This is a genomic window from Delftia acidovorans NBRC 14950 (assembly GCF_001598795.1).
Lineage (GTDB): Bacteria > Pseudomonadota > Gammaproteobacteria > Burkholderiales > Burkholderiaceae_C > Comamonas > Comamonas acidovorans.
This window is the reverse complement of record NZ_BCZP01000012.1, coordinates 107,186-129,342: the sequence shown is the minus strand read 5'-3', so window position 1 is coordinate 129,342 and position 22,157 is coordinate 107,186. Positions and strand designations below refer to the sequence as shown.

The 22,157-nt window shown below is 66.6% G+C and carries 21 protein-coding genes; 12 read left to right on the top strand and 9 right to left on the bottom strand.

From position 1 onward, the window contains the following. Positions 1-40: 40 nt before the first annotated feature. Genes dld through lldP form a run of 4 tightly spaced genes read right to left on the bottom strand, consistent with a single transcriptional unit; the run spans position 41 to position 5,457 of the window. Entirely contained in the window at positions 41-1,801 is a 1,761-nt protein-coding gene (gene dld / locus DA1_RS17120; protein ID WP_034392751.1) for a D-lactate dehydrogenase, read from the bottom strand. Then, positions 1,798-2,937: an FMN-dependent L-lactate dehydrogenase LldD gene (gene lldD / locus DA1_RS17115; RefSeq protein ID WP_012205184.1), complete on the bottom strand. Its 1,140-nt coding sequence runs from the start codon at positions 2,935-2,937 to the stop codon at positions 1,798-1,800. The genes dld and lldD overlap by 4 nt, the downstream gene beginning before the upstream one ends. A gap of 10 nt (positions 2,938-2,947) precedes the next feature. Beyond that, positions 2,948-3,754, bottom strand: coding sequence for a transcriptional regulator LldR (lldR, locus tag DA1_RS17110; RefSeq protein WP_012205183.1), 807 nt, complete (start codon positions 3,752-3,754; stop codon positions 2,948-2,950). Positions 3,755-3,774: 20 nt separating this feature from the next. Next, complete coding sequence (lldP, locus tag DA1_RS17105) at positions 3,775-5,457, bottom strand: L-lactate permease (RefSeq protein ID WP_034392749.1); 1,683 nt, start codon at positions 5,455-5,457, stop codon at positions 3,775-3,777. A gap of 583 nt (positions 5,458-6,040) precedes the next feature. Between lldP and DA1_RS17100 the strand changes: the two genes are divergently transcribed. The 3 genes from DA1_RS17100 to DA1_RS17090 are packed head-to-tail and all read left to right on the top strand — an operon-like array spanning position 6,041 to position 9,325. Beyond that, positions 6,041-6,925, top strand: a complete 885-nt coding sequence (locus DA1_RS17100) for a putative selenate ABC transporter substrate-binding protein (RefSeq protein WP_034392747.1) — start codon at positions 6,041-6,043, stop codon at positions 6,923-6,925. Between the two features lie 19 nt (positions 6,926-6,944). Beyond that, positions 6,945-7,769: a phosphonate ABC transporter ATP-binding protein gene (locus tag DA1_RS17095; protein WP_034392744.1), complete on the top strand. Its 825-nt coding sequence runs from the start codon at positions 6,945-6,947 to the stop codon at positions 7,767-7,769. Beyond that, on the top strand, positions 7,760-9,325 hold the full coding sequence (locus DA1_RS17090; RefSeq protein ID WP_034392742.1) for a PhnE/PtxC family ABC transporter permease: 1,566 nt from the start codon (positions 7,760-7,762) through the stop codon (positions 9,323-9,325). The genes DA1_RS17095 and DA1_RS17090 overlap by 10 nt, the downstream gene beginning before the upstream one ends. On the opposite strand, the gene DA1_RS17085 is transcribed toward DA1_RS17090, so the two are convergent. Beyond that, positions 9,322-10,254: a LysR family transcriptional regulator gene (locus tag DA1_RS17085; protein WP_034392739.1), complete on the bottom strand. Its 933-nt coding sequence runs from the start codon at positions 10,252-10,254 to the stop codon at positions 9,322-9,324. The genes DA1_RS17090 and DA1_RS17085 overlap by 4 nt on opposite strands. 145 nt (positions 10,255-10,399) lie before the next feature. Between DA1_RS17085 and DA1_RS17080 the strand changes: the two genes are divergently transcribed. The 6 genes from DA1_RS17080 to DA1_RS17060 all read left to right on the top strand — a co-directional run bounded on the left by DA1_RS17080 (position 10,400) and on the right by DA1_RS17060 (position 14,570). After that, positions 10,400-11,338: a DMT family transporter gene (locus DA1_RS17080; protein WP_034392736.1), complete on the top strand. Its 939-nt coding sequence runs from the start codon at positions 10,400-10,402 to the stop codon at positions 11,336-11,338. Positions 11,339-11,434: 96 nt separating this feature from the next. Next, positions 11,435-11,902, top strand: coding sequence for a hypothetical protein (locus DA1_RS17075; RefSeq protein ID WP_034392733.1), 468 nt, complete (start codon positions 11,435-11,437; stop codon positions 11,900-11,902). A gap of 245 nt (positions 11,903-12,147) precedes the next feature. Further along, positions 12,148-12,330, top strand: coding sequence for a peptidoglycan recognition protein family protein (locus DA1_RS31500; protein WP_307186968.1), 183 nt, complete (start codon positions 12,148-12,150; stop codon positions 12,328-12,330). Positions 12,331-12,342: 12 nt separating this feature from the next. Then, positions 12,343-12,756 (top strand): peptidoglycan recognition protein family protein, encoded by a 414-nt coding sequence (locus tag DA1_RS17070; RefSeq protein ID WP_307187011.1) that lies wholly within the window; start codon positions 12,343-12,345, stop codon positions 12,754-12,756. Positions 12,757-12,759: 3 nt separating this feature from the next. Next, the gene (locus DA1_RS17065; RefSeq protein ID WP_034392730.1) at positions 12,760-13,221 is read left to right on the top strand and encodes a hypothetical protein; all 462 of its coding nucleotides are present in this window, start codon (positions 12,760-12,762) and stop codon (positions 13,219-13,221) included. 140 nt (positions 13,222-13,361) lie between these two features. Continuing rightward, positions 13,362-14,570, top strand: coding sequence for a tetratricopeptide repeat protein (locus tag DA1_RS17060; protein ID WP_230590772.1), 1,209 nt, complete (start codon positions 13,362-13,364; stop codon positions 14,568-14,570). A gap of 58 nt (positions 14,571-14,628) precedes the next feature. Here DA1_RS17060 and DA1_RS17055 read toward each other — a convergent pair whose 3' ends face one another. From DA1_RS17055 to DA1_RS17045, 3 genes are all read right to left on the bottom strand, one after another. Continuing rightward, positions 14,629-15,132, bottom strand: a complete 504-nt coding sequence (locus tag DA1_RS17055) for a flavodoxin family protein (RefSeq protein ID WP_017405227.1) — start codon at positions 15,130-15,132, stop codon at positions 14,629-14,631. A 43-nt stretch (positions 15,133-15,175) separates the two neighbouring features. Beyond that, positions 15,176-17,521 (bottom strand): TonB-dependent receptor, encoded by a 2,346-nt coding sequence (locus DA1_RS17050; protein ID WP_230590771.1) that lies wholly within the window; start codon positions 17,519-17,521, stop codon positions 15,176-15,178. A 180-nt stretch (positions 17,522-17,701) separates the two neighbouring features. Further along, positions 17,702-19,036 carry a sigma-70 family RNA polymerase sigma factor gene (locus tag DA1_RS17045; protein ID WP_034392721.1) on the bottom strand — a complete coding sequence of 445 codons (1,335 nt, stop codon included), beginning with the start codon at positions 19,034-19,036 and terminating at the stop codon, positions 17,702-17,704. Positions 19,037-19,157: 121 nt separating this feature from the next. Here DA1_RS17045 and DA1_RS17040 point away from each other — a divergent pair, with 121 nt between their 5' ends. Together DA1_RS17040 and DA1_RS29795 are read left to right on the top strand one after the other, a co-directional pair. Further along, on the top strand, positions 19,158-19,409 hold the full coding sequence (locus DA1_RS17040) for a hypothetical protein (RefSeq protein ID WP_230590770.1): 252 nt from the start codon (positions 19,158-19,160) through the stop codon (positions 19,407-19,409). Positions 19,410-19,499: 90 nt separating this feature from the next. Next, positions 19,500-20,249, top strand: coding sequence for an META domain-containing protein (locus tag DA1_RS29795; protein WP_162269882.1), 750 nt, complete (start codon positions 19,500-19,502; stop codon positions 20,247-20,249). Between the two features lie 166 nt (positions 20,250-20,415). Here DA1_RS29795 and DA1_RS17030 read toward each other — a convergent pair whose 3' ends face one another. Further along, complete coding sequence (locus DA1_RS17030) at positions 20,416-21,315, bottom strand: LysR family transcriptional regulator (protein WP_034392718.1); 900 nt, start codon at positions 21,313-21,315, stop codon at positions 20,416-20,418. A gap of 201 nt (positions 21,316-21,516) precedes the next feature. Here DA1_RS17030 and DA1_RS17025 point away from each other — a divergent pair, with 201 nt between their 5' ends. Continuing rightward, a complete protein-coding gene (locus tag DA1_RS17025; protein WP_034392716.1) occupies positions 21,517-22,128 on the top strand; it encodes a glutathione S-transferase family protein in 612 nt (203 codons plus the stop codon). The last annotated feature ends 29 nt before the right edge of the window (positions 22,129-22,157 follow it).

The following is a 22,157-nucleotide window of genomic DNA, read 5'->3' as shown; positions in this document are numbered from 1 at the left end:
GGATACGGCGGGCCGCTCCCTGGCCCGCCTGCACCTGGCTTCAGGAGGCCTCCGAGTACCCCTTGGGCCATCCCCCCGGCCGGTCGCAGCACTCCTCCCAGCCCAGCTTGCGCGAGGTGTGGCCTATGCCGGGGTTGAAGGTGTTGGTCGGGTCCAGTTCGCGGTAGAAGCCCGCCAGGGCAGGCTTGGCCACGTACAGGTGGCCCACGTTGTGCTCGGCCGGGTACTCGGCGCGGCGCGCGTCCAGCAGTTCCCACATGCGGTGCTCCATGGCCAGCGGGTCCACGCCCTTCTTGACGATGTAGTCCTGGTGGAAGACATGGCAGAAGAAGTGGCCGTAGTAGAGCTTGTGGACCATGTCGCGCTCGACCTCGGCGGGCAGCTGCTCCACCCATTCGCGGTCGTTGCGGCGCAGGGCCACGTCCAGGGCCACGATGTCCTCGACCTGGGCGCGGTGCACCTCGCGGTAGCGGATGGCCGCGCCCGCGATGGCGAAGCGGTGCAGGAAGGCCTTGCGCCCCTCGTCGGCATCGCACTCGAACCAGCCGCCCGTGGTGCTGCCGCTGAAGTGCCGCGTGAGGAATTCACGCGTGGCCTCGGCCGTGTCGTTGGACACGCGCACCAGCAGGTGGTGCTCGTAGCGGTCGCGCCACTGGCGCATGCGCGCGGGCAGGTGGCTGGGCAGCAGGTTGGTCAGCGCCTGGATCACGCGGTCGGTGACGCCGCGCAGGCCGAAGCGCTCGAAGAAGCCGTCCACGCGGCTCTTGAGGGCGAAGGCGGCCGGCACCCTGGCCGTGCCGAAGCGGTCGATCAGCAGGAAGGTGTCCTTGCCGTATTTCTCGCCGATGTCGTAGGCCGTGCGGTGGATGTACTCGCCCGCGATCGGCAGGCGCGGCAGCGCGGTCAGCAGCTCGCGGCGCACGGCCGTGAGGTCGTCGGGCGCATTGCTGCCTATATAGAAGACGGTGCTGGGCTCCTTGGGAAAGGTGTCCAGCCGCACGGCGAACAGGCACAGCTTGCCGGCCGAGCCCGAGGCCTCGAACAGGCGCGAAGGGTCGGCGTTGAAGCGCGCGGGCGTGTCCTCGTCCACGGCGCGCACGGCCTCGGCGTAGCGCGGGTCGGAGGCGGCGCGCTGCGCATCGTGTGCGATGTCGGCTTCGGTGTAGTCGCCGTTTTGCAGCCGCGTGAGGATTTCCTCGGGCGTGCGGCCCAGGGCGATGCCCAGGTGGTTGACGAGTTCCAGCGAGCCGTCGTCGCAGACGCGCGCGTACAGCGCCAGCTCGGTGTAAGCCGGGCCGCGCCGCACCAGGGCGCCGCCCGAGTTGTTGCAGATGCCGCCCAGCACCGAGGCGCCGATGCACGACGAGCCGATCACCGAATGCGGCTCGCGCCCCAGCGGTGCCAGCGCCTGCTCCAGCCGGTCCAGCGTGGCGCCGGGCAGGCAGACCACCTGGGCGCCGCCGCCAATGACCTGCACGCCGGTGATGCGCAAGGTGTTGATGAGCACGATCTCGCGGTCGTAGTCCGCGCCGTCGGGCGTGGAGCCGCCCGTCAGGCCCGTGTTGGCGGCCTGCATGATGACGATGCGCCCGGCCGCCACGGCGGCCTGCACCACCTTCCACTGCTCCAGCAGCGTCGCGGGCCGCACCACGGCCAGCACCGGCCCTTCGCCCGTGCGGTGGCCCTTGCGAAAGCGGCGCGTGGCCTGGTCGTCGGTGAGCACATGGGCGGTGCCCACGGCTTCGCGCAACTGCAGCAGCAGGGCCTCGCGGGAGACGACCGGAGTCTGCAGCGCGCTCATGGCTGGCGCACCAGCAGGTCGCCGGTGATGTCGGATACCTTGCTCACGCTGGTCAGCGTCATGGCCACGCGCATTTCCTTTTCCAATAGTTCCAGCAGGTGCTTGACGCCTGCCTCGCCGGAGGTGGCCAGGGCGTAGATGAAGGCGCGGCCGATCATGGCGCAGTCGGCGCCCAGGGCGATGGCGCGCACCACGTCCAGGCCGTTGCGGATGCCGGAGTCGGCCAGGATCTTGATCTGGCCCTTGACCGCATCGGCAATGGCCGGCAGCGCGCGGGCCGAGGACAGCACGCCGTCGAGCTGGCGGCCGCCATGGTTGGAGACGATGATGCCGTCGGCGCCAAAGCGCACGGCGTCCTTGGCGTCCTCGGGGTCCAGGATGCCCTTGATGACCATGGGGCCCTTCCAGAAGGCACGTATCCATTCGAGATCCTTCCAGGAGATGGAGGGATCGAAGTTGGCGCCCAGCCAGCCGATGTAGTCGGCCAAGCCCGTGGGGCTGCCCCGGTAGGCCGAGATGTTGCCCAGGTCATGCGGGCGGCCCAGCAGGCCCACGTCCATGGACCAGGCCGGATGCGTGACCGACTGCCAGTAGCGGCGCATGGCGGCATTCGGGCCGCTCATGCCCGAATGCGCATCGCGGTAGCGCGCGCCGGGCACGGGCATGTCCACGGTGAAGACCAGGGTGGAGCAGCCGGCCGCCTGGGCGCGCTCCAGCGCGTTCTGCATGAAGCCCCGGTCCTTGAGCACATAGAGCTGGAACCACATGGGGCGCTTGATCTTGGGCGCCACCTCTTCGATGGGGCAGACCGAGACCGTGGACATGGTGAAAGGAATGCCATGGGCGTCGGCCGCGCGTGCGGCCTGCACCTCGCCACGGCGGCGGTACATGCCCGTCAGGCCCACGGGCGACAGCGCCACGGGGATAGACAGCTTCTCGCCGAACAGCTCGATGCTGGTGTCCAGCCGGCTCATGTCCTTGAGCACGCGCTGGCGCAGCGCCACGGCGGCCAGGTCTTCCACATTGCGGCGCAGCGTCTGCTCGGCATAGGCGCCGCCGTCGATGTAGTGGAACAGGAAAGGCGGCAGGCGCTTTTGCGCCGCCGCACGGTAGTCGGAGGTGGAGGAGATGATCATGATGGGTGTCTCATGTCTTTCGTATCAGGTCTGAAGTGGGCAGCAGCGCGGGCGCAGCGTCCAGAGGCAGCCGCATGGAGCGCTCGCGCCGCGCGCGGTCCTCGTCCAGGCGCTGGATGGTGGTGCGCACATGCTCCAGGTGCTCACCGATGCATTCGCGGGCGCGCTGCGGGTCGCCGTCCAGGATGGCCTGCATGAGGCTCTGGTGCTGCACGGTCAGCTCCTGCAGGGTCTGGGGCGCGCTCAGGCGGAACATGTCGTGGCGGTTGCGCTCCACCGTGGACAGCACCACGGTGAACAGGCTGTGCATGACCTGCACCAGCACCAGGTTGTGCGAGGCCTCGGCAATGGCCAGGTGGAACTGCGCATCGGCACGCGCCGCCAGCTCGGCGTGGCCGCTTTGCTGGTGCTGGATCATCACCTCGAAGCAGCGCTGGATATGGTCCTTGTCGCGCTCCGTGGCGCGCTGGGCGGCCAGCCAGGCCGTGCTGGTCTCCAGCGCATGGCGGGTTTCCAGCACGTCGTAGCGGTAGTGGGAGTCGGACTCCATCAGGCCGGCCAGCGGCCGCATGGCGTCCTTGAGCCAGTCCGCAGGCTCGGCAGCCGGCGCCGGCTCCTGCAGGTAAGTGCCATCGCCGCGCCGCGCCACCAGCACGCCCTGGCTGGTGAGTTTCTGTATGGCCTCCCGCACCGAGGTGCGCGAGACACCCAGCTCGGCCGCCAGTTGCCGTTCCGCGGGCAGCCGCTGTCCGGGCTGCACTCCGCTGGCCTGCACCAGGGCAAGCAATTTCTCGACAACTTGATCGGCAACGCGCATGGGGGAACTCTCTGGTGTTTTCAGTGACCAGGAATCATCCACGTAAACACATAGGCTTGCAGCGTCGTGATCACCCCGATGATCACGGCGAACATCAGGCTGTGCTTGACCGTGAAGCGGAACAGGTCCGACTCGCGGCCTGCCAGGCCCACGGCCGCGCAGGCAATGGCGATGGACTGGGGCGAGATCATCTTGCCCGTCACGCCGCCCGTGGTGTTGGCCGCCACCGTGAGCACCTGGGGCAGGCCCAGCTGCTGCGCCGTGGTGGCCTGCAGCGCGGCGAACAGCGCGTTGGCCGAGGTGTCCGAGCCCGTCAGGAACACGCCGATCCAGCCCAGGAAGGGCGAGAAGAACGTGAACGCCTGCCCCGTGTGCGCCAGCGCCAGGGCCAGCGTGGCCGACAGGCCCGAGTAGTTGGCCACGAAGGCGAAGGCCAGCACCATGCCGATGGAGTAGATCGGCACGGCCAGTTCCCTGAAGGTCTCGCCCAGCGTGGCCACGGCCTTGGCGGGAGACAGACGCGTGAAGGTGATGGTGATCAGCGCCGCGATCAGGATGGCCGTGCCGGTGGCCAGCAGCCAGTTGAAGGTGTAGACCGCGCCGTAGGGCGCAGCGGCGGCCACGACGGGCGGCGTCTTCTCCACCAGGTTGTGCAGGAAGGGCACGGGGATGTTGATGACGGTGGAGGCCAGCGGGCCGCCTGCGGCGAACAGCGCCTTGAAGGGCTTGATGCTCCAGATCGTCACCATGGCCGTGAGGATGATGAAGGGCGACCAGGCCTTGATGACGGCGCCTGCTGTCAGCGGTGCGCCGGAGGTGATGGCCGGTGCTGCAACTGCCGCAGCCTTGCCGCCCTCGCCTTCCGTGTCGAAACGGAAGATGCGCTTGGGCTGCCAGACCTTGAGGAACAGCGTCAGCGCCACCAGCGAGACGATGGCCGAGGTGATGTCCGGCAGCTCGGGGCCGATGTAGTTGGCCGTGAGGAACTGCACCACGGCGAAGGAGCCGCCGCCCACCAGCACGGCGGGCCAGGTTTCCTTGACGCCGCGCCAGCCGTCCATGATGGCCATCAGCCAGAACAGCACGAGCACGGTCATGAAGGGCAGCTGGCGGCCGGCCATCTGGCCGATGGCGAATGCATCCACGCCCGAGACCTGCCCGGCCACGATGATGGGAATGCCCATGGCGCCGAAGGCCACGGGCGCCGTGTTGGCGATCAGGCACAGCCCGGCCGCATAAAGCGGCTTGAAGCCCAGGCCCACCAGCAGCGCGGCCGTGATGGCCACGGGCGCGCCGAAGCCGGCCGCACCCTCCAGGAAGGCGCCGAAGCAAAAGCCCACCAGGATGAGCTGCAGCCGCTGGTCGGGCGTGACCGACAGGATGGACGAGCGGATCACGTCGAACTGCCCCGTCTTGACCGAAATCTTGTAGAGGAACACGGCCGCCACGATGATCCAGGCAATGGGCCACAGGCCGTAGAAGAAGCCGTACACGGCCGAGGCCAGCGCCGCGCTCACTGGCATCTTGTAGAACAGCAGCGCCACGCCCAGCGCCAGCGCCACGGTGACGGTGCCGGCCTGGTAGCCCTTGAGACGGAACCTGGTCAGCGCCAGGAAGAAAAAGATGATGGGAATCAGCGCGATCAGCGCCGAGATCCAGATGTTCCCGGCGGGATCGTAGTTCTGCTGCCAGATGGTTTGCATGACCGTGTCTCTAGATGATGGGGAGGGCGCGGTAAGCGCCCCTTGTCGGCCACTCCCTCTCGTTACAGCGTTGGCATGCGGTGCGATCCGCACTGGATGTCTGCTGGCTGGCTGCAACGGTGACCGGGAGTGTTCCCCGCGCTGGCGCCTTGTGGGCCATTGGCAAATTGGTCCAACCAATTAAACCAAAATTCAGACCATTGCGCGAAGTGGTGCGATTCTCAGAGCTTTCAAGTGGGCAGATGAACAGGGTAAACACCTAAAAGAGTGCAGATAATGCACCACGATGTTTATTGGTCAGACCAATCATGGATGTTTTGGTGCAACGCATGCTCAAGTCCCCGGCCAGGCAAGGCCCCAGGCGGTGCACAAACGCAGCGCACGCGGGAAAAAGATCGGCGGCAGCGCTGTGCCCGCAGGTCCGGCGCTCATGCCTGACGTCCCCAACGGAAAAGCCCGCTCCCTACAATGCAGCCTCAGCGGTCGGTGTACCGCCCTTGTACCTTCGGCGCCCGGTCATCCCGGGCGCCCATTAAACCGCCGTGTATCCGGACGGCGGTGGCTGATTGAACGGAGCTCATCCATGAACCACATTCCTGCGCGCCGCTCGGCGCTGCGCCAGGCGGCTGCCTGCGTGCTGGCCGCCTCCACCCTGTCCAGCCTGCCTGCGCTGGCCGCCGAACCCGCCGTGCTGCGCGTCTCGGCCATCCCGGATGAAGCCCCCACCGAGCTGCAGCGCAAGTTCGAGCCGCTGGGCAAGTACCTCTCGGCCCAGACCGGCATGAAGGTGGTGTTCACGCCCGTGACCGACTACGCCGCCGTGGTCGAGTCGCTGGCCACGCGCAAGCTGGACCTGGCCTGGCTGGGCGGCTTCACCTTCGTGCAGGCCAAGATCCGCACCAACGGCACGGCCATCCCCATCGTGCAGCGCGAGGAAGACGCCAAGTTCACCTCCAAGTTCATCACGGCCAACCCCGCCATCAAGACCCTGGCCGACCTCAAGGGCAAGAGCTTCGCCTTTGGCGCGCCCTCGTCCACCTCAGGCAGCCTGATGCCGCGCTTTTTCCTGCAGCAGGACGGCATCAACCCCGAGAAGGACTTCAAGACCGTGGCCTTCTCCGGCGCGCATGACGCCACCGTGGCCTTCGTGGCCGCAGGCAAGGCCGAGGCCGGCGTGCTCAACGCATCGGTCTGGGACAAGCTGGTGGAGACCAAGAAGGTCGATACCAGCAAGGTGCGCGTGTTCGCCACCACGCCGCCCTACTTCGACTACAACTGGACCGTGCGCGGCGACCTGGACCCGGCCCTGGTCAAGAAGCTGACCGACGCCTTCCTGGCGCTGGACCCGGCCAAGCCCGAGCACAAGGCCATCCTGGAGCTGCAGCGCGCCGCGCGCTTCGTGCCCACCCAGGCCTCGAACTACGAAGGCATCGAGGCTGCCGCCAGGTCGGCCGGCCTGCTCAAGTAGGCCGCAGCAGGCGCAATCCATGAGCTTTGAACTGGAAGGCGTGGGCCTGACCCACGCCGGCGGCGGCATTGCGCTGCGCGGCGTGACGCTGGCCGCACGCCAGGGCGAGGCCATTGCGCTGATCGGCCCCTCGGGCGCGGGCAAGACCACGCTGCTGTCCGTCATCGGCACGGCGCTGGCGCCCAGCCAGGGCCGGCGCAGCGTGCTGGGCGACGAGGTGCCTGCGTCCAGCGCAGGTGCTCCCCGGCTGCTGCGCGCGCGCATCGGCACGGTGCACCAGGCGCCGCCCATACCGCCGCGCCAGCGCGTGGTCACGGCCGTGCTGGCCGGGCGGCTGGGCCGGTGGCCGGCCTGGAAGGCGCTGGCTTCGCTGCTGTACCCACAGGACACCGCTGGCGCATGCGAGGCCCTGGCCCGCGTGCAGCTGGCAGACAAGCTGTTCGCGCGCTGCGACCAGCTCTCTGGCGGGCAGCTGCAGCGCGTGGGCATCGCCCGCGTGCTCTACCAGCAGGCCGAGCTCATCCTGGCCGACGAGCCCGTGGCCGCGCTGGACCCGGCCCTGGCCCTGTCCACCGTGCAACTGCTGGTGCACGAAGCGGCCGCGCGCGGCGCCACCCTGGTCGCCAGCCTGCATGCCGTGGACCTGGCGCTGGCCTGCTTTGCGCGCATCGTGGGCATCCGCGATGGCGCCATCGCCTTCGACCTGCCGGCGGCTGAAGTCACGCAGGAACATCTGTGTGCGCTGTATGGGTCCGAGCATCCTGGCGATGATCCCTCCCGCCCTGCGTGGACACCCGCGCCCGCCGCCTTTGCCGCACCGCTGTCCGCATCCGCATGCCGTTGAGTTCCGATCTGCACGCGCTGCGTGACCCCGCCGCGCCCCGCCGCCTCGGCGCCCTGGTACTGGCCGCCGTCGTACTGTGGCCGCTGTTCCAGGGTGCGGGCTTCAGCCTGGGCGCGCTGTTCGATCCCGGCAACCTGCAGGTCATAGGCCGCTTTCTGGCCACGTTTCTTCCGCCCGAAACCGGGCGCGACTTCCTGGGCTACCTGGGCCGCGCCACGCTGGAGACCCTGGCCATTGCCACGGCCGGCATGGCCCTGGCCTTTGTGCTGGCCGTGCCGCTGGCCTACCTGGTCACGGGCGCCGCGCGCGAGCGGCGGGCGCTCAATCCCGTCACGCGCGGCCTGCTCACCATCCTGCGCGGCGTGCCCGAGCTGGTCTGGGCCCTGGTCTTCGTGCGCGTCTTCGGCCTGGGGCCGGCGGCCGGCGTGCTGGCCCTGGGCCTGACCTATGGCGGCATGCTGGCCAAGGTCTATGCGGAAATCCTGGAATCGGCCGACCCCGCGCCCGCGCGTGCCCTGGCGCAGGCGGGCGCGCGCCGGCCGCTGGCCATGCTCTACGGCCTGCTGCCCCAGGCAGCGCGCGAGCTGACCTCGTACACCGTCTACCGCTGGGAGTGCGCCATACGCGCCTCGGTGGTCATGGGCTTTGTGGGTGCGGGCGGCCTGGGCCAGCTCATGGACCAGGCCATGAAGATGCTCAACGGCGGCGAGGCCAGCACCATCTTGCTGACCTTCATGCTGCTGGTCTGGGGTGCAGACCTGCTCTCGCGCGGCCTGCGCCGCGCGCTGGACACGCCACCCGCCGCGCGTGCCAGCGCCTGGGGCTGGCGCAGCGCCCTCACCTGCGCCGCCCTGGCGCTGGGCGTGGTCGCCAGCTTTGCCATGCTGGAGATGGACCTGCCCTCGCTGTTCACCGGCGCGGCGGGCCGGTCCATGCTGGAATTCGTCATCAGCTTCTTCCCGCCCGACACCAGCGCCGAATGGCTGCGCAAGGTGGCCGTGGGCGTGTGGGAGACGCTGGCCATCTCCGTGGTCGGCACCTTGCTGGCGGCCGTGCTGGGCCTGCTGCTGGCGTTGCCGCGCTGGCGCGCTCCCTGGAGCCTGGTGCTCAACGTGCTGCGCTCCGTGCCCGAGCTGGTCTGGGCCACCATCACCGCCCTGGCCGTGGGCCTGGGCCCGTTCGCAGGCGCGCTGGCGCTGGCGCTGCACACGGCCGGCGTGCTGGGGCGCCTCTATGCCGAGGCCCTGCAGAACCAGCCCGCCGCCCCCACCCAAGCGTTGCGCCTGTCCGGCAGCGGCCGCGCCATGGCCTTCCTCTACGCGACGCTGCCCGGCGCCGCGCCGCAGTTGCTGGCCTATACGCTGTACCGCTGGGAGATGAACATCCGCATGGCCGCCATCCTGGGCTTCGTGGGCGCGGGCGGGCTGGGGCAGCTGCTGTACTTCGAGCTGTCGCTGTTCCACTACGCCCAGGCCAGCACCGTCATCATCGCCATGCTGGCACTGTCCGTGGCCGTGGACTGGGCCAGCGCGGCGCTGCGAAGGCGCATGGGTTAGGTGGTGGGGGCCGCGGCGCCCTCACCCTCCACCTCGACCAGGTAGTCGATCAGCGCCCGCAGCTTCAGCGGCACATGGCGCGTGGGCGCATAGACCGCATGCACCACGCGCGGCGCGTACTTGCCGCACAGCGCCCAGCCCGGCAGCACGGGCGCCAGCTGCCCGGCCTGCAGCGCCGCCTGCGCGGCAAAGTCGGCCACCACGCCAATGCCCGGCCCCTGCTGCAGCGCCTGGATGATGCCCAGGCTGCTGGCAATGGTGATGGGCGTATTCACCAGCAGACGCGTGGCGGGCGCGGCCGCAGGGTGGAGCGGGCGCAATTCCACCTCGTTCTGGAACTGCCCGTAGCCCAGGCTGATGAAGGGATGCGCCAGCAGTTGTCCGGGCTCCGTGATCTGCGCATGCCGCGCCAGATAGCCGGGCGTGGCCACCAGCACATAGCGGATGGTCTTGAGCGGCCGCGCCACCAGCCCCGGCGCGATCTGGCCGCGCACGCTGATGCGCAGGCCCAGGTCCAGCCCCTCGGCCACCAGGTCCACCATGCGGTCCGTCATGTCCACCTGCACCTGTACCTCAGGCCAGCGCGCGCAAAAGCCCGGCAGCAGTGGCGACAGCCAGAGATCGCCCAGCACGGCCGGCGCGCTGATCTTCAGCAGCCCGCGCGGCTGCTGGCGCAGTTGGCCGGCCAGCGCCTGCACGGCCTGGGCATCCGCCACCAGCCGAAGGCAGGCCTGGTGGATCTCGGCCCCCGCCTCGGTCAGCGACAGCGAGCGCGTGGTGCGCTGCAGCAGCCGCAGCCCGAAATGCGCCTCCAGCCGCCCCACGCTGCGGCTCACGGCCGAGGTCGTCAGCCCCAGCTGCCGGGCCGCTCCCGCAAAGCTCTGGTGCTCCACCACACGGGCGAAGACCAGCATTTCATCCAGGGGCATGGCGGTATCGAGCAAGGCGCTACTCCGGTATTTGTTGCATGGCAGGCAATATTAATTTGAATGACTGGTGGATTGTTGATTGATTGAAGGGTCCGCAAGATACGGCCATGCGCTCCATACCGAAGCGCGCCCAGGAATCGACACCATGTCCCACAGCCCCAGCCTCACCTCTGCAACCTCACCCACACGGCCCCGAACCAGCCAGGGCGGCACCTGGCGCATGCTGCTGGCCATGGCGCTGTCGGGCACCATCGGCCTGCTCGTCGTGGAAAGCGCGCTGCCGCCGCTGCTGGTCGTATTCGCCCGCTGCGTGCTGGGCGCACTGGGCCTGGGCCTGTGGCTGGCCTGGCGGCGCGAATGGGTCAAACCCCAAGGCCGGGAATGGCTGTGGCTGGCCGGGGGCGGCATCGCCCTGGTATTGAACTGGGTCGCCCTCTTCAGCGCCTACCACTACAGCTCCATCGCCGTGGCCACCGTGGTCTACCACGTGCAGCCCTTCATGCTGCTGGCTCTTTCGGCGCTGCAGGGCGAGCCCGTCGAACGCCGCAAGCTGCCCTGGCTGCTGCTGGCCCTGCTGGGGGTGGCGCTGAGCAGCGGCCTGGTCGGGCTGGACGGCATGGATGCATCGCATGCTGGAACAGGCGCGTGGGTCGGCGTCGCCCTGGCCCTGCTGGCCGCCGCTCTCTACGCAGGCACCACGGTGGCCACGCGCCGCCTGGGCCACATGCCCTCGGCCCAGATCGCCATGCTGCAGATGCTGGCGGGCGGACTGGTACTGAGCCTGTGGGCCCTGCCCCTGCTCACCCATATCGCCGCAGCCAGCCCGCAGTTGCTGTCAACGCGGGCCGCCTCCATGGTGCTGACCCTGGGACTGGTCCATACGGCCTTCATGTACACGGTGATGTATGCCGCATTCCAGCGGCTGCCGGCGCCCGCCATTGCGGCACTGTCTTTCGTCTACCCCGCCATGGCCTTGCTGGTGGACCTGGTCTGGTTTGGCGCTGTGCCGTCGGCGGCGCAGTGGGCGGGGATGGGCTGCATTGTGGTGGCGGTGCTGGGGCACCGGCTATCTGGCCAGTCCTGAATTGCCGGTCCAAGCCACTTCTCACTGACTTCACAGAGGGCAAATACGATGGCCACTCCTTTCAGCCATTTCCAACTGTGAATCCACCACTCCATCATGGAAAAAATGATTCCGCAACGGATGAATTCCGTCAGGCCAGACGCCCATGAGTTGCAGACTCAATCATTTATCTGCATTACGCCCAGAATGCTTGCCGCATGCTTGGCTGCGCCATTTTTCCCCGCGGTGATATTGGCAATTCTTGCCACAGCAAGAATCAGCGGGGACAGCTGGATCGGCTTGCTGATCTTCCCGATTTGGGCCTGCAGCTATACAGGCTTCGTCATTCTGGGTCTGCCTGGCATATTCATGCTGAATAAACACAACCTTTTGACACTATTGAATCTTTCGATTTATGGAGCCATCGCAGGCTCCATTCCATATCTTGGCATTTCTCTGATTTTTTCCATGAATGGTCCGTTTTCTACGGATCTTGAATATATTTTCCTGAATTCTCTTGGCACTATTTTTGGGTTGGGGATTGCGTTTATCTTCGGAATGATCATCGAAATCAAAACCCATTAGACAGGTGTACAAGGCCATGAGGTACTTCATGGCCGATGCAAAGACATGAACACATGCGCTCACCATTCATCAAGACTTCATAAATCCCCTTAATTGTTTCAAGATATTTCCAATCAGGCATGAATTGTACATTTTGAATCATTCATATCCCTCTGCCACGTATGCTCTCCCGGCTTTCCGCCATTCGCATTCATTCAGCCGGAATACAGAGGGAGAAATAATTGGCCACTATCGAAAAAGGATTGATGGTAGACAAAAGCGTCGAAGTCAAGACCTATCCATCCATAGAGCACGGCGCCTTGCTGTCCGTCACATCCATCGTGCTACACCGCACTGACTCGTCCACGGCAGCCAGCGTGCTCAATGCCTACAAGAGCGGCCAGAAGACGGGGGCGCACTTTCTGATCGAGAAGGACGGGAAGATCTAACAAACCGCCAGTCTGGAAAAGATCTGCTGGCATGTGGGAATTCTTCAGCCACGCTGCGTCAACGAGAGCACCTGCGATCCCACGGAACTCAAGAACATCAATGCCCTGCTGCACCAAAAGGGCCTGAGCTTCAGCAAGCGAGCCAAGAATGTGTCATCGCACGAGAACACAAAGGCCTATCCGTTGCGTTATCCGGCCAACAGCGACTCCGTGGGCATCGAGGTGGTGGGCCGTTTCCTGCCATCGACCAAGGATTACGAGGCGCCCACCCAATCGCAGCTGTTCCAGACCAAATGGCTGACCCAGCAATTGGTGGACCACTACAAGCTCAAGCTTCTGTCCGATGTCTACTCCCACGGCGCCATTGCCCGCAAGGAAGCGACCGAAGGCGCCCAATTGCTGCGCTACATCTTCACGGGAGCCTGAGCCATGCCATCCAGCCAGCTTTTCAACAATCCCTCTCGCAGCCTGCGCATTGCCGCCTGGGCTGCCGTGATGCTGTGCCTGCATGCGCCGCTGCAGGCCTCATCTACTTCCACATCCACGCCCAAACACGCTGCCAAGGCGGTACCCATTTCCGTCATCGGCCCGGTCACCCGTTCCGTGGGCACGGGCGAGACCATGGGATGCGAGAAAGTCAGCCTGGACGCCGCCGACGTGGCCCGCTATTTCGCGACGGCAAAGCAAGTTTCGGCTGGCAGCTTCCACGAGGAATCCATCATCCTGCCCTGCAGTTTCAGCGGACGGCTGCTGCGCTCGGGCAAGGTCTATGAATGGAACATCAACGCCGCCGGTGCCGGCTACCTGCGCAGTGAAGATGGTGAACAGGACCTGCGCTACCTGTGCCGCAAGGCCTGCGAGAAGGCATTGCCGCAGTTGACGGGGCTTTGACCTGTTGTTCAGACATTTTCTACAAAGGCGTCTAATCACTCCGATTGAGTGATGCCCCATCCTCCTGTCAAACACAGCGGATACGATGGCGCCTCCCACAATATTCCCAACAGACCATGGACCGACTGATTTCCCAAGGAATGCATTCCTTCAGCCAGGGCGACCACGCGCGCATGCATGCGCTATGGGCCGGCACCACGGTTTTCAGCCATCTGGACAACGAAGCGATTGCCAGCCTCTTGACCAGCATTCAGGCCACTGCCGAATCAGGCCAGGGTAGCGAATGGTCATGGCTGATGCTGTGCCTGGTGTATCTCGATTCCAGTGACCAATTCACCGAGGACCGCAGTGCGGCATTGCGCCAAGTCGGCGAATGGGCGCAGCGCGCACTGGCAATGTCACCAGGCAATGCCTATGGACACCGCTATTTGGGCAGTGCCCACTATTGGCTGGACGAACCCGAGCCCGCGCTGGCCGCCTACCGCAAGTCTCATGCCTTGCAGCCCCAGGTGGACTTGCAAGCCCGCATTTTCGAGATGGAGCATGCCGTGCCCTGGCGCAGCATCTTTTCCTATCCCGAGTTGGCTGATAGCCCGGCGGCACCCGACTACTACACGGCCGGCGTGACCGTGGGCAAGTGGAAGCGCCCCGACACGGATGCAGCGGCCCTGCAGGAAATCGAGCGCCTGCAGACCACACTCTACGAACGCTGTCTGGAGCGCTTCGCCAGCGCCGGCACGCCGGCAAACGGCCAGGAGGCCGCGCCCGCCGCGCTGGACATCCACACCTATGCCATGTGCTGCAACAACCTGGGCGTGCTGTACAACGCACATGAACAGTACGAGCAGGCGGCAGCCGTCCTCGAAGCCGGGCTGCAGCAGACCTGTTTCCAGGCCCTGCTGGAAAACCTGCGCCATGCCTATCGGCAACTGGGGAACCGCAAGCAAGCCACCGACCTGTCACTGCTGCTGATGGAGGACTACGCGCTTGACACCGGCCTGCATCTGGACTGCGCGCAGACCGCATGCGCCTATCTCAACGAGACCGGCCACCACCAGGACGTCCTCGACATCGTGGCCGAAGCCGAGCGCCGCTATGCGCAGCTTTCGCCGCAGCAACAGCAGGCGCAATGGGAAGTTCGCAGCATGAGCTTCGTTCATGCGCACAAGGTCACCGCCCTCAGGGCCCTGGGCCAGCTCAAGGCCTCGCACCTTCAGCCTGAACTGGTCGAGATCGCCCTGCGCCACGATCCGGGCGATGCCCAATTGCTCGGCATACGCGCCCACATGCAGGGAGCCCGGCAGCAGGTGGGTGGAAAAGGCGGATTCTGGTCGCGCCTGTTCGGCTGAGCCACACCGGGCGACCGGGCCACCAAGAAATGTAGGGCACCCAAGATGCTGGCAACCCTCAAAAGACCCCCAGCGCCAGCCCGGCCCCCATCGCCTCCCCCAACGCCCGGCACTGCTCCAGCTCAGCTGCGGCAATCTGCTTGGGCGCCAGGATGGCTTCGGTGGTCTGGGCGTGGGTGCAGATGATCAGGGGCTCGGCCACGGGCTTGAGGCGCCAGCCGGTGGCGATGCGGGCGATCTGGCGGGCCGCATTCTGGCCGTCGCTGCCGGCGCAGATGAGGCTGGCATAGGGCCGGCCGTTGATGCGGTCCAGCGCCGCGTAGTAGCTGCGGTCGAAGAAGTCCTTGAGCTGGCCGCTGATGGCGGCCAGGTTTTCCGGGGTGGCGAAGAGGTAGCCGTCGGCGGACAGCACATCGTCCGGGCCGGCCTCGCAGGCGTGCAGCAGGCGCACCTGCACGCCCTGGCCTTCGGCCGCTGCGCCGTCGCGCGCGGCCTCGGCCATCTGGCGGGTGCCGCCGGTCATGGAGTGGTAGACGATCAGCAGGGTCTTGCTTGCGTTCATGCCTCAAGCATAGAGCGCGGCCCGCCCAGCCACCGCGCCGACCTCAGAAATCCACCGAAGCCGACACCACGAAGGTGCGCGGAATCATCGGCGAGACCGCGCCCCAGGACGTGACACCGGCCCAGGCCTTGCGGTCGGCCACGTTCTGCACCGTGGCGCGCAGCGTGGTCTTGCGGCCTGCGATGCGGGTGGCATAGCGCAGGCCCAGGTCGGTGCGTGTCCAGCCCGGGATGCGCAGGCGGTTGGCCTGGTCCACAAACTGGGCGCCGGTGTAGGCCAGGTCGCCGACCAGGGTCAGGCCCTCAAGAGCGGGCACATCCCATTCCACGCCCAGGTTGGCCAGCAGGCGCGAGGTGCCGATGGGCCGGTTGCCCACCAGCGCAGGCGTGGCCGAGCGCGTGATCTCGGGCTTGAGCCAGGTCACGCCACCGAGCAGGCGCAGGCCGCGCGCGGCCTCGCCGTAGGCATACAGCTCCATGCCCAGGTTGCGCTGCTCGCCATTGGTCTTGTAGACGCCCTGGTCCAGGCCGCCGCTGGGTTTTTCAATGCTGAACAGGGCGGCCGTGGCCATGAAGCTGCCGAAGTCGTACTTGCTGCCCACTTCGTACTGGCGGCTCTTGTAGGGGCGCAGCACCTCGCCGTAGTTGCTGGCCGCAGGCGGCGCGATGTCGCCCTTGCTCAGGCCTTCGATGTAGTTGGCGTAGAGGCTCCAGTTCGGCGCCTGGCGCCAGACCACGCCCACGGCCGGCGTGGTCACGCGCTCGTCGTAGACATTGGCGGCGCCGCCCGTGAGCACGTTGTAGTTGGTGGACTTGATGGCCTGGTGGCGCAGGCCCAGCGACAGTTGCAGCCTGTCCTGCAGCAGCGAGAGCGTGTCCACCAGCGCCAGGCTGGTGTTGCGGTTGTCGTGGATGCGCGGAATGGCCGAAGGCCGCGCAATGCTCTGCGGCGCGTGGGCAATGGGCGCATAGATGTTGGACACCACGGTGGAGCCCGCCTGCAGCGCGCGGTGAAAATCCTCGCGGTAGCTGGCCAGCTGCAGCGTGACCGAATGCTTGACACCGGCCAGCGCAAAGCGCGAGCGCAGGCCCGCGTCGATGGTGCTGCGGTCCACGTCGAACACCGCGTAGGTGGGCGTGATGCTGGTGGCGCCTGCCGCACTGGTCAGGCGCGGGGCCGAGTCGTAGATGCGGTCCACATCGGCGCGCGACTGGCCGATGTTGGCGAACAGCGTGAGCTGCTGCGTGAGGTCCAGTTCGGTGCGCAGCAGCACGGCGCGCTCGCGATTCTTGGACCATTCCCAGGGCTGGGTCACGTTGCGCCGGCCATCCGGCGCGGCGGGCATGGAGGTGAGCCCCGTGGGCATGATGGGCCGGCCCACGCCGTCGATGCGCTCGTCCTGCGAGAGCAGGTCCAGCGTGGCACGGAAGCGCTCCACCTCGTAGTCCAGCGCCACGGCCAGCACATGGCCATCGGTGCTTTGATGGTCCATGGACGTATCGCCGCCGTACTTGCTGGCATTCACGCGGATGCCGTACTGGGCCTCGTCGCCAAAGCGCCGGCCCACGTCGGCGTGGGCACGCCAGAGGCTGTCCGAAGTCCAGCCCGTGGTCAGCCGCGCCACATCTTCATTGGCGCGCTTGGGCGCGATGTTGATCACCCCGCCCACCGAGCCGTTGGGCGACATGCCGAACAGCAGCGCGCCCGGCCCCTTGACCACCTCGATGCGGTCCACGTACTCGGTGCGCACGCGGTAGTTGGGGGCAATGCCGTAGATGCCGTCAAAGGCGATCTCGCCCGAGTTGCCTTCCCAGATCGGAAAGCCCCGGATATAGAGGTTGTCCACGTTGCCGCCCGGCAGCACGGTGTAGCGCACGGAAGGGTCGCGGTTCACCGCCTCGGCAATGGTGCCGGCCTGCTGGTTGCGCACGGCCTCGGACGTGTAGCTGGTGGTGCTGAACGGCGCCTGCATGTTGCCGGTATTGCCCAGCACGCCCAGGCGCACGCCCTTGGCCACCTGCCCGCCGGCGTAGGGTGCGGGCAGCAGGCTCACATACTGGTCGCCGGCCGTCACGGTGATCTCGGACAGGCGGTGCGCGTTCTCCGGCAGGTTGTCGGGCGCATGGGCCGCAGCGGGAAGCAGGGTCAGCGTGCCGCCCTCGATGCGCCCCTGCAGGCCGCTGCCCTGCAGCAATGCCGCCAGGCCCTGGCGCACATCGTGGCTGCCGTTGAGCGCCGGGGCCTGCCGGCCCTGCACCAGTTCGGAGGAGTAGGTGAGCTGCAGCCCCGCCTGGCGCGCAAACTGGCTCAGCGCCTGGGCCAGCGGCTGGGCCGGCACGTCGAAGGACACCGATTGCGCGGCGGCCAACTGCAGTTGCAGGCCCAGCACCAGGCCTGCACATGCATGAAAAACCGCTGTGCGGCGGAGACGGAGGCGGAATCGGGAGGACTTGGGAGCGGACATAAGGACTTTCTGGAAGACAGGCTCATTGCGAATCGCCGGCACAGGCAGGGCGCCCGGCCTTTCATATGCAAATACGAGTCACTCCCAAAAACCCTGAAAAAAACTTCACGGCTCCGCGCGCCCGCCGCGCCGCGCAATCCGCAGGCCGCCGTCGTCCAGCACGCTGACCTGCACCGGGGCGAACTGCGGCAGCCCGCGCAACCATCGCTCGGTCTGGGCAATGCGCACATGGCCGCTGATGGCCAGTTGCGCCGCGCCCTCCTCCATCACCAGGCGGCGCCGCGTGTAGCGGCCCAGCCGGTGGACGACGCGGCCCAGCGGTTCCTGTTCGAAGACCAGTTCGCCCTCGCGCCAGGCCGCAGGCCGTTGCTGGAGCTGCGGTTGCCATGCAGCGCCATCGGCATCTCCTTCGCCGCCGTCCAGGGGAATGCGCAGCGACTGGCTGTCCTGCAGCAACTGGCTGCGTCCGGTGGCCGCATGCTCCACCCGCACCTGGCCCGACTCCACCTGCACCCGCACCGCATCGGGCTCCAGTTCCACACCAAAGCGCGTGCCCAGCACGGTCACGCGCAGGGGGCCGGCCTCCACCACAAAGGGCCGTGCCGCATCGCGGGCCACGGCAAAGAAGGCGGCGCCTTCCAGCAGCCGTGCCTGTCGCAGGTGGGCACGGTAGGTCAGCGCCACGCGGCTGGCGGCGTCCACGCGCAGTACGCTGCCATCGGGCAATTCCAGGCTGCGCTGCACGCCCGTGGCGCTGGCCAGTTCACCTTGCCACAGCACGCGGCGGCTCCACATCTGCCAGGCGGGCCAGGCCGTGCAGGCCATGCCGGCCACGCCCAGCAGCGCACCCAGGGCACGCCGCCGCCGCTTTCTGGAAGAGGCCTGCAAGCCCGCCTCCACCCCGCCGCGCCAGCGCAGCAAGGCGGCTTCCAGGCAGGCATCGGCCTGCATCAGGTCGCGCTCCACGGTGTTCAGGGAGACCTGCAGACGCCGGGCGATGTCGGCCTGCCGCTCGCCATGCAGGCGGTGTGCCAGCAAGGCGGCCTGCATGCGCTCGGGCAGGCCGGCAATCGTGCGCTCCACCACGGCCAGCGCTTGGCGGTACATGGCGCGGTCGGCCACATCGCCTTCGGCCCCGGGCTGCAATTGCGCCCAGTCGTCCATGCAGCGCTGCTGCGCACCGCGCTGGCGCAGCCTGTCTATCGCCAGATGCTTGGCCGTTGCAAACAGGTAGGCCCGCGCGGCTTCGAGCGTGGGCGAGCTGCCATCGGGCAGTTGCGGCGGCGCATCGGCCAGGCGCAGCCAGGTTTCCTGGGCCAGTTCCTGCGCCTCATCACGGCTGCCGGTCTTGCCGGCCAGATAGGACACCAGTTGCTGCTGGCAGGCACAGAAAAGCTGGTGCCAGCGCGCAGCGGTCCAGGAGGCGGAAGGGGTGGGCATGGCCGGGGGGAGGTGAGGAATCGACAACGAGAATGACTATCATTCTAGTTTTGTTTGATCCAGGCCGGCCCGGCCGCCGGGCCATCGAAGGCAAACTGTCCCCTATCAACATCCGGACCACATGCCCATGATCTTCCTGGCGATCACATCTACCGGCTTGGCACAGGCACTTCGCGCCGCCACCGAAAACGACGCCACCTGGTGCGGCAGCGACGCGATTTCCGAGGCCGACTACGCCGCCCGACAATGGCCCAACCTCAGCCGCTTTGCCTACTCGCTGGAGGACCGCGTTTTGATCGACGATGCCGTGTCCACCATTGAGGAACACCATCCGGGGCAGACGATCTGGGTCGAGGCATCTTCCCTGCGATAGCGGGTTCTCTGGTCACCACCTTGAGGGCTTCAATTGAAAGCTTTTCTTCAATTCATGGCAGCCATACTTTTGTCCACTGCAAGCCACGGCATGGAACACATTGCCAGCCAAAGTGCGCTACCGCATCAAAACAAGGACGCGGAGTATTTATCTGCCTACGAGTGGAACCTGCAGCAGGCTTTCGATGCCGTAGGCAAAGAGAAAAAGAATTGGAAAACACCAGACAGCCCCTCAATAAAGCTCTGGTTCTCCAAAGATGGAGATTTCGGCACACAGATATGCAATTTCATGACCTGGAAATATGAGATGGATGCCGATGCAAGCCTCCAGATCAAGCCCGGAATCTACACGATGGCCGGGTGTCCCGAGCCATTGATGGAGCTCCAAAAATGGGCAAGTGACTTGCTGTCAAGGAAATTTCACTACACATTGACAACGGCAATCGCCGACGCACCGCCCCATCTGCAACTACGCTTTGCCGATGGTAGCCGCTGGGAACTGAAAGGCGAACCCACACCAAAAACGAAGTACGGAAGTGAGGGCCAGCCGATTCTTCTGGAAGTCGAAGCGCAACATGTGCCATGCAAGGACAGCACAGCCAAGGGCAGCGAGTGCCTGCGCGTTAGAGAGGTCAACTGGCATGTTCGCAACGGGAAAGGCGAATTCCACAACCATGGAAAATGGCAGACCGTCGGATTGACGGCGATTGATGGCTATTCACATCCAGCGGGCTGGCACGGTGTTCTGAATGTCACTCGCTTCAATTTGAAGAATCCGCCTTCCGACGAAATGGCATTTGCCTATCTATTTCAAGGAGAAACAACCCGATTCTCCCAATAGAAACGCCATGCCCGCCTACGCGCCCAATCCCAAAGTCATTTCCCGAGCCACCTGCGCAGCCTCCCTGCGCCTGACCTCGGCCTGATCGACAAAGCCGCAATCCAGCGATTCGGCGCTGGTGCACATGGTTTGCAATGCGCGGGAGATGGCTTCCAGGCACTGGCCGCTACCACCTCAACGCCGCCACCCTCAGCGCATCCACCGCCATGTCGATGAACGCCCGCACGCGATGCGCGGCGTGCCGCCCTTCCCTGTGCACCACATGAATCGGCAGCGGTGGCCGCTCGAAGGGCTCCAGCACCAGGCGCAGTGCGCCGTCCTGCACGGGCTTGGCGATCTGGTAGAGCGGCAGGCGCGTGATGCCCTGCCCGGCCAGGGCGCAGTCTGCCGCAGCCTCGTTGGTCATGGACATGAGGCGCGGCTGCAGGCGCACGGCCAGGGCCTTGTCGCCTTCGAGAAACCGCCATTCGGGTGTGGAGGTGAGGCCGGATGCGGTGATGGTGGTGTGCTGCGCTAGCTCCTCGGGCCGCTGGGGCACGCCGTGGCTGGCCAGGTATGCGGGCGAGGCGCATAGCACCTGTCGCACGCTGCCCACGCGGATGGCCTGCAGCGAGGAGTCGGGCAGATCGCCGATGCGCACGGCCACGTCCACGCCCTCGTCCACCAGGCTGACCACGCGGTCCACAAACCAGCAGTTGACGTCCACCTCGGGAAACCGGCCCAGGTAGTCGTGCACCACGGGCAGCACGTGCATGCGCCCGAAGTTGACCGGCGCCGTGAGCGTGAGCCGGCCGCGCAGTGCGGCATGGGCGCTGGCGGCATGCTCGTCGGCCTCTTCCAGCTCGGCCAGGATGCGGCGGCAGCTGTCCGCATAAGCGGTGCCGGCCTCGGTCACGCGCACGAAGCGCGTGGTGCGCGTGAGCAGGCGCACGCCCAGGCGCTCCTCCAGGTCGGAGACGGCCCGCGTCACCACCGAGGGCGAGACCTTGAGCCGCCGTGCGGCCGAGGCGAAGCCGCCCATGTCCACCACCGCGAGAAATGCCGTCATGGACTGGAAGCGATCCATCTGTGCCTGCCTTGTCTGTGTCGTATTTCTGCCCGGCTGCGAGCGGCCCGCGCAGGACTGCCCAGGTTTTCGCCGGCGCTTTGTTCGCGTTCCCGCAAGAGTGACTTGCCGCCGCCAGGGATTCTAAAGATGCGGGCGGAGAAGGAGGATACGTCCCGTGGCGCCGACAACCGGCGCCTTCACCAACCCCAAGGAACCGCAATGAAGCTCTACCACTTTCCCCTGTCCGGCCACGCCCATCGCGCCCGCCTTTTCCTCGGCCTGCTGGGCGTGGAGCATGAGCTGGTCCATGTGGACCTGGCCAACGGCGCGCAGAAGAAGCCCGAATTCCTGGCGCTGAACCCACTGGGCCAGGTGCCGGTGCTGGACGACAACGGCACGGTGATTGCCGACTCCAACGCCATCCTGGTCTACCTGGCGCGCAAGCTGGACCGCCAGGACTGGATGCCCCTGGGCGCACAGGCCGAGGCCGAGATCCAGAAATGGCTGAGCATCGCCGCCGGCCCTATCGCCTTCGGCCCGGCGGCGGCCCGGCTGGTCACGGTGTTCAAGGCCCCCTTCCAGGCCGAGGAAGTGATAGCCCGCGCCCACGCCATCCTCGGCAAGATCGAGGCGCAATTGACCACCCGCCCCTTCCTCACCGGCGCTACGCCCACGATTGCCGACGTGGCCCTGTACAGCTACATCGCCAGCGCGCCCGAGGGCAATGTGGACCTGCAGCCCTACCGCGAAGTGCGCGCCTGGCTGGGCCGCATCGAGGCGCTGCCGGGCTTCGTGGCATTCGCCCAGACACCGGCCGGCCTGCGGGCCTGAGTGCCTGAGCCACACCTCCCCTGAACCCC